At 72.8% G+C, this 7033-nt stretch carries 5 protein-coding genes; 2 read left to right on the top strand and 3 right to left on the bottom strand.

Going from position 1 to position 7033, the window contains the following annotated elements; genetic code table 11:
* Positions 1 to 1451: cation-translocating P-type ATPase (locus tag HET64_RS34430; protein WP_215111181.1), on the bottom strand; the 1451-nt coding region annotated here is incomplete at its 3' end.
* A 272-nt stretch (positions 1452 to 1723) separates the two neighbouring features.
* On the opposite strand from HET64_RS34430, the gene HET64_RS34425 reads away from it, so the two are divergent.
* Positions 1724 to 2413, top strand: a complete 690-nt coding sequence (locus HET64_RS34425; protein ID WP_215111180.1) for a copper homeostasis protein CutC — start codon at positions 1724 to 1726, stop codon at positions 2411 to 2413.
* 92 nt (positions 2414 to 2505) lie between these two features.
* On the opposite strand, the gene HET64_RS34420 is transcribed toward HET64_RS34425, so the two are convergent.
* Positions 2506 to 4650: a UvrD-helicase domain-containing protein gene (locus HET64_RS34420; protein ID WP_215111179.1), complete on the bottom strand. Its 2145-nt coding sequence runs from the start codon at positions 4648 to 4650 to the stop codon at positions 2506 to 2508.
* A 441-nt stretch (positions 4651 to 5091) separates the two neighbouring features.
* On the opposite strand from HET64_RS34420, the gene HET64_RS34415 reads away from it, so the two are divergent.
* Positions 5092 to 5283, top strand: a complete 192-nt coding sequence (locus HET64_RS34415) for a hypothetical protein (protein ID WP_215111178.1) — start codon at positions 5092 to 5094, stop codon at positions 5281 to 5283.
* A gap of 21 nt (positions 5284 to 5304) precedes the next feature.
* Here HET64_RS34415 and HET64_RS34410 read toward each other — a convergent pair whose 3' ends face one another.
* On the bottom strand, positions 5305 to 6948 hold the full coding sequence (locus tag HET64_RS34410; protein WP_215111177.1) for a DNA repair helicase XPB: 1644 nt from the start codon (positions 6946 to 6948) through the stop codon (positions 5305 to 5307).
* Positions 6949 to 7033 lie beyond the last annotated feature (85 nt).

Here is a 7033-nt window from a genome sequence, read left to right as displayed (position 1 = left end):
GTGGTGGGGGTGGTGTGGGTGGTCTGGAGGGTCATGCGGCCGGTGGTGACGGTGCCGGTCTTGTCGAGGACGATGGTGTCGGCGCGGCGGGTGGTCTCCAGGACTTCGGGGCCTTTGATGAGGATGCCGAGCTGGGCGCCGCGGCCGGTGCCGACCATGAGGGCGGTGGGTGTGGCGAGGCCGAGGGCGCAGGGGCAGGCGATGATGAGGACGGCGACGGCGGCGGTGAAGGCGGCGGTGAGTCCGGCGTCGTTGCCGAGCCAGAAGCCGAGGGTGGCGAGGGCGAGGGCGATGACGATGGGGACGAAGACGGCGGAGATGCGGTCGGCGAGGCGTTGTGCGGAGGCTTTGCCGTTCTGGGCGTCCTCGACGAGGCGGGCCATGCGGGCGAGTTGGGTGTCGGCGCCGATGCGGGTGGCTTCGACGACGAGGCGGCCTCCGGCGTTGAGGGTGGCTCCGGTGACGGTGTCGCCGGTGGTGACCTCGACGGGTACGGACTCGCCGGTGAGCATGGAGGCGTCGATGGCGGAGGCGCCCTCGACCACGGTCCCGTCCGTCGCGATCTTCTCCCCGGGACGGACCAGGAAACGGTCCCCTACCTGCAGTGCGGCGGTCGGGATCGTCGTCTCGACGCCGTCGCGCAGGACCGTGACCTCCTTCGCCCCCAGCTCCATCAGCGCCTTGAGCGCCGCCCCGGCCTTCCGCTTCGAGCGGGCCTCGAAGTAGCGCCCGGCGAGGATGAACGCCGTCACCCCGGCCGCGGCCTCCAGGTAGATGTTCCCGGCGCCGTCGCTGCGGGCGATGGTCAGCTCGAAGGGGTGCGTCATCCCGACCATGCCCGCGGTCCCGAAGAACAGCGCCCACAACGACCACAGGAACGCGGCCGACGTGCCGACGGAGATCAGCGTGTCCATCGTCGCCGCGCCGTGCTTCGCGTTGGTCCAGGCGGCACGGTGGAACGGCCAGGCGGCGTAGACGACGACCGGTGCGGTCAGCGTCAGGGAGAGCCACTGCCAGTAGTCGAACTGGAGCGCGGGGACCATCGCCATCGCGATCACCGGTACGGCGAGGAGAACGGCGGTGATCAGGCGCTGGCGCAGGGAGGTGAGCCCGTCGTCCTCGCTCTCCGCCGCCGCGCCCGCCGTGTCCGCGACGTTGCTCCCGGGGGAGGCGGTCGACGCGGGCGGTGCGGGTGGCCGGGCGGTGTAGCCGGTGGCCTCGACGGTCGCGATCAGGTCCTGGACGGACACGTCCGAGCCCTGGTAGGTGACCTTCGCCTTCTCGGTGGCGTAGTTCACCGTGGCCTCGACGCCGTCCATCCGGTTGAGCTTCTTCTCGATACGGGCCGCGCACGAGGCGCAGGTCATCCCGCCGATCGCGAGCTCGACCGCGGCGGTGTCGGCGGCGGAGCCGGCAGCGGTGGTGGCGGTGGTGGCGGAGTGCGCGGACACGGGGTCCTCCCTGAAGCCGTCCAAATACCCCTAGGGGGTATCTCTTTCTCTCCTCATATATACCCCCCTCCCCTATGAAGTGCAAGGGGTGATCGCGGCGAACGCGCCCGTTCCGCTCCGGTGTGCGCGCGGTGCGCGTCACTCGTCTGCGGGGTCGGCTCGCGCGCCGTCGTGGTCGTGCGTTCAGATAGAGGGCTGCGCTGCCCGTCTACCGACCCGTAGGCTGGCCATTGGACTAGACCTATAGCTGCGTATCGGAGGAATGGGGACCCATGAGCAACCGTGCAGTCCTGGAGGTGATCGCTCTCGACGCGGAGGACGCGGTCGCTGCCCAGGCCGGTGGTGCAGACCGCCTCGAACTGGTCACCGACATGGCCGCCGACGGTCTGACCCCGTCGCGGGAGACCTTCGCGGCGATCAGGTCCGCCGTGGACATCCCGCTGCGCGTGATGCTCAGGGTGGCGGACGGCTTCGCCGCCGGTGACATCGACGTACTGGTCGGCAAGGCCCGCGAGATGCGGGAGGCGGGAGCCGACGAGTTCGTGTTCGGCTTCCTCGACGGGGAGGGCCACGCCGACCTCGTCGCCGTCGAGCGGCTCGTCGCCGAGCTGGACGGCTGCCGGTGGACGTTCCACCGGGCGATCGACCGGGCTGTCGACCGCGACGCCCTGCGCAAGCAGCTCGCGGAGCTGCCCGGCCTCGACACGTTCCTCACGGCCGGCTCGCCGGACGGGGTGGACTCCGGCATCCCGGTCCTCCTGGCCGAGGCCGCCCGGGCCGGCGAGCCGGGATACCGGGCGAAGGTCCTGGTCGGCGGCGGCCTCCACCTGCGGCACCTGCCCCGGCTGCGGGCCGCGGGGATCGACGCCGTCCACATCGGCGGTGCGGCCCGGCCCGGCGGCTGGTCGGCCCCGGTGGACGCGGCAGCCGTACGGGAGTGGCGCGAGGCGCTGGACGCCTGAGCCGCCCTCCGACGCCCCGCGGCCCGGGCGCCGGGGCATCGGGGAGTCGCGGCGAGGGGCGGGAACCGCACAGGTCCCGCCCCTCCGCCGCGTCACCGCCGCGCCAGCGCCTCCGGCAACGGCGCCGCGTGCAGCACCGTGAGCCCGGAGACCGCACGGGTCAGCGCCACGTACAGCCGCCGCAGCCCGGTCCGCTCGTCCGGCTCGCCGTCGACCACGGCCGCCGGTTCGTCCAGCACCACGTAGTCGTACTCCAGGCCCTTCGCCAGCGACGCGGGCACCAGCGTCAGCCGGGACGCGGCGGTCGTCTCCTCACCCGGGGAGAGACAGGCGTGGCCCGCCGCCGTCAGGGCCGCGCCCAGCGCGGGGATCCGGGCGTCGGCGGCGATCAGCCCGATCGACCCCTCCTGGAGCAAGGACTCCTCGCAGGCGGCGACGACGGCGGCGTTCAGCGCATCCGGCCCGGCCGGCGCGTCCGACGGGTCGGCCGGATCCAACCCCTCCGCCGACGCCACCTCCCGCACGACCAGCGAACCGGGCGACTCGCGCACCGACTCCACCGCCGCGAGCCCCGGCGAGATCACGGGCAGCAGCCGGGAGGCGTACGCGATGACCTCGCGCGGCACGCGGAAACCGGCCGTCAGCTCCTCCACCACCGCCTCCGCCTTGCCCAGGTGGAACAGCGCCTCGCTCCAGCTCTCCGTGGACCACGGGGTCGTCCCCTGGGCGAGATCGCCGAGGACGGTCGCCGAACCGGTCGAGCACCGCCGCCCCACCGCCCGGTACTGCATGGGGGAGAGGTCCTGGGCCTCGTCGAGCACGACATGGCCCAGCGAGTGCGTACGGGCGATGAGGTCCCCCGCCTCGTCGATCAGCACGGCGTCGGCCGCCGACCACTTCGCGGACTTCACACCGCGGGCGGGCTTCGCCCACAGGAGCCGCTTCTGCTCGTCCTCGTCCAGCAGGCCCTCCGCGTTCGCGGCCAGGAACTCCGCGTCGGAGAGCAGCCGCAGCACCAGCTTCGCCGGATCCACGGCGGGCCAGACCGCCTTGACGGCCGCCTTCACCGCGGGGTTCCGGGCGACCGCGTTCTGCACCCGGTCGTCGGGTGCCTCCCCGGCCTCCTCCATCCGCACGAGCACGGCGTGCGCGATCCGCTGCGGCAGCGCCTCGTGCGCGGCCCCGTACCGCATGTCGCGGGCCAGCAGCTCGTCGACCATCTCCTGGACCTCGTGCGCGGGCACGCGCCAGCGCCGGGACCCGCGCACCACGACGACGGGCTCGGCGGGGGCGGTCACATGGGAGCGGATGGCCCGCCGCAGTACCTCGGCCATGCGGGCGTCGCCCTTGACGACGGCGGTGGCCGCCTCGTCCTCGCCCCGGACCTCGACGCCGGTGCGCACCAGGTCGTCGACGGTGGCCTGCTTCACCTCCAGCTCGCCCAGGGCGGGGAGGACCTGCTCGATGTAGTGCAGGAAGGAACGGTTCGGCCCGATGACGAGGGTGCCGGTGCGGGCGAGCCGCTCGCGGTGCGCGTACAGGAGGTACGCCACCCGGTGCAGGCCGACGGCGGTCTTCCCGGTGCCGGGCCCGCCCTGCACGCAGACGGTGCCGCCGAGGCCACTGCGGACGATCTCGTCCTGCTCGGGCTGGATGGTGGCGACGATGTCGCGCATCGGGCCGACGCGCGGCCGCTCGATCTCCGCCTGGAGGAGCCGGCTGGTGTGCTCCGCCTCGGCGGGGTCGGTGAGGTGCTCGTCCTCGTACGCGGTCAGCTCGCCGGCGGTGTAGCCGAAGCGGCGGCGGAGCCCCACGTCCTGGGGGTTCTTGCGGGACGCCTGGTAGTACGGCTGGGAGACCGGCGCACGCCAGTCGATGACCATGGGATCCCCGGCGGCGTCGTGGACGTGCCGGCGCCCGATGTAGAACCGCTCGCCCTCCGCGCCCTCGGCCAGCTCGCCGCCGACGGCGTGCAGATAGTCGAGGCGGCCGAAGAACAGCGGGGTGTGCGCGAGGTCGGCGAGCGCCTTGATGCGGTCGTCGATCTGGGACTGGAGCACGGCGGCGTTGACCCAGTTCGCGGTGACGTCGCGGATGTCGAGGGCCTGGACGTCCTCGCGCATCCCGCGCAGGGCGGCGCGGGACGCGGCGAGATGGGCACGTTCGTGCGCCAGGGGGTCGGTGGCGCCGGTGGTGGGGTCGGGGGTGGAATCGCTTTCTGCTACGTGCGCGGGCACGGTGTTGCCTCCGGCTCTTCAACGCAGGACGGCGGACCGGACGCGCTCCGGTGACATGACGGCACTCGAAGCGGCGGGGTCCGCTGGGAAGGTACGTATCCGTGGGGTGTCGGCCGGTTTCCGTCCGGTCGGCGGCGCTCCCGGGGCCGGTGACACGGCGCGGGAGGCGGGCAGACCCGCGATTGTAGCCACGGAGCGGGGCGGCGGCGAACCGGTTTACGGCCCGCGCGGACCCGCCGGGCCTCTCCCGGTCTTCCGCCCCGCTCTCCGCTCAGGTCTCCGCCCCGGGCGCCTCCCGGGCCTCCCCCGGGGGCGGAGACGCCAGGGGTACCCGTAGGGGACGCGCGCGCCCGGAGCGGTACCGGAGGGCTACCCGCCCGGCCCCGGGGTTCCGTCTGCGGACCGACGCGCCCGAACGGGTGACGGGAGCACCATGGATACATGAGCACAGCGACTCTGAACCCACGCAGGACCGGCCCCGCGCACGGCGCGACCGCGGCCACCGGTCACCACCGACCCCACCGCGTCGGCGACGCGATGCGCGCCGTGAAGGTGTTCGTGACGGCGGCGTTCGGCGTCGTCGTCCTGGGGGAGTACGCGGAGGAGGCGGGCGTCGCCGGCCGGGGCCGCTGACCGCCCGCCCTCCCGGGGGCCTCAGTCGTCGGCGAGCAGCTCGTCCGCGTCGACGATGCGGTACGCGTACCCCTGCTCGGCCAGGAACCGCTGGCGGTGCGCCGCGAAGTCCTGGTCGATGGTGTCGCGGGCGACGACCGAGTAGAACCGGGCCTCGTGCCCGTCGGCCTTCGGCCGCAGGACCCGGCCCAGCCGCTGGGCCTCCTCCTGCCGCGACCCGAAGGTCCCGGAGACCTGGATGGCGACGGTCGCCTCGGGCAGGTCGATGGAGAAGTTCGCGACCTTGGACACGACGAGGACGCTGATCTCGCCCTGACGGAACGCCTCGAAGAGCTTCTCGCGCTGGGCGTTGCTGGTCTCGCCCTTGATCACGGGGGCGTCCAGATGCTCGCCCAGCTCGTCGAGCTGGTCGATGTACTGGCCGATGACGAGGGTCTGCTCGCCCTGGTGCTTGCGCACCAGCGCCTCGGTCACCTTCCGCTTGGTCGCGGTGGTGGCGCAGAACCGGTACTTCTCCTCCGTCTCGGCGGTCGCGTAGGCGAGCCGCTCGGAGTCGGTGAGATTGACCCGGACCTCGACGCAGTCGGCGGGCGCGATGTAACCCTGCGCCTCGATCTCCTTCCACGGGGCGTCGAACCGCTTCGGCCCGATGAGCGAGAACACATCGGACTCCCGTCCGTCCTCGCGCACCAGCGTCGCCGTGAGACCCAGCCGCCGCCGGGCCTGGAGGTCGGCGGTGAACTTGAAGACGGGCGCGGGCAGCAGGTGCACCTCGTCGTAGACGACCAGCCCCCAGTCGCGGGAGTCGAACAGCTCCAGGTGCGGGTAGACGCCCTTGCGCCGGGTGGTCAGCACCTGGTAGGTGGCGATGGTGACCGGCCGGATCTCCTTCCGCGTCCCGCTGTACTCGCCGATCTCGTCCTCGGTCAGCGAGGTCCGCTTCACCAGCTCGTGCTTCCACTGCCGGGCGGAGACGGTGTTGGTGACCAGGATCAGGGTGGTGGCCTTGGCCTCGGCCATGGCACCGGCGCCCACAAGGGTCTTCCCGGCACCGCAGGGCAGCACCACGACGCCCGACCCGCCGTGCCAGAACCCTTCGACGGCCTGCTTCTGGTAAGGCCGCAGCGACCAGCCGTTCTCGGCCAGCTCGATGGGATGGGCCTCGCCGTCGACGTACCCCGCGAGGTCCTCGGCGGGCCACCCCAGCTTGAGCAGGGTCTGCTTGACCTGCCCCCGCTCGGAGGGGTGCACGGCCACGGTGTCCGGGTCGATCCGCGCCCCGACCAGCGGCTGCACCTTCTTCGACCGGAGGATCTCCTCCAGCACGGGCCGGTCGGTGCTGGTGAGCACGAGCCCGTGCACCGGGTGCTTGGACAGGGTGAGCCGTCCGTACCGTGCCATCGTCTCGGCGATGTCGACCAGGAGCGCGTGCGGCACGGGGTAGCGGGAGTACTCGACCAGGGCGTCGACGACCTGCTCGGCGTCGTGCCCGGCGGCTCGGGCGTTCCACAGCCCGAGCGGGGTCACCCGGTACGTGTGGATGTGCTCGGGCGCACGCTCCAGCTCCGCGAACGGCGCGATGGCACGACGGCAGGCGTCCGCCTGGTCGTGGTCGACTTCGAGGAGCAGCGTCTTGTCGCTCTGGACGATGAGGGGTCCGGTCACGCGCTTCGGCCCTTTCTGCGGGGTGCGGCCACGGATGCGGCCAAACGTCCAGTGTGCCGCATCGCGGGGCGGGGCGGGGTGGGCG

Origin of the sequence: Streptomyces sp. McG3 (genome assembly GCF_018619185.1) — a bacterium.
Classification (GTDB): Bacteria; Actinomycetota; Actinomycetes; order Streptomycetales; family Streptomycetaceae; genus Streptomyces.
The sequence above is the reverse complement of the archived record's forward strand: the minus strand, read 5'-3'. Positions and strand labels throughout refer to the sequence as shown.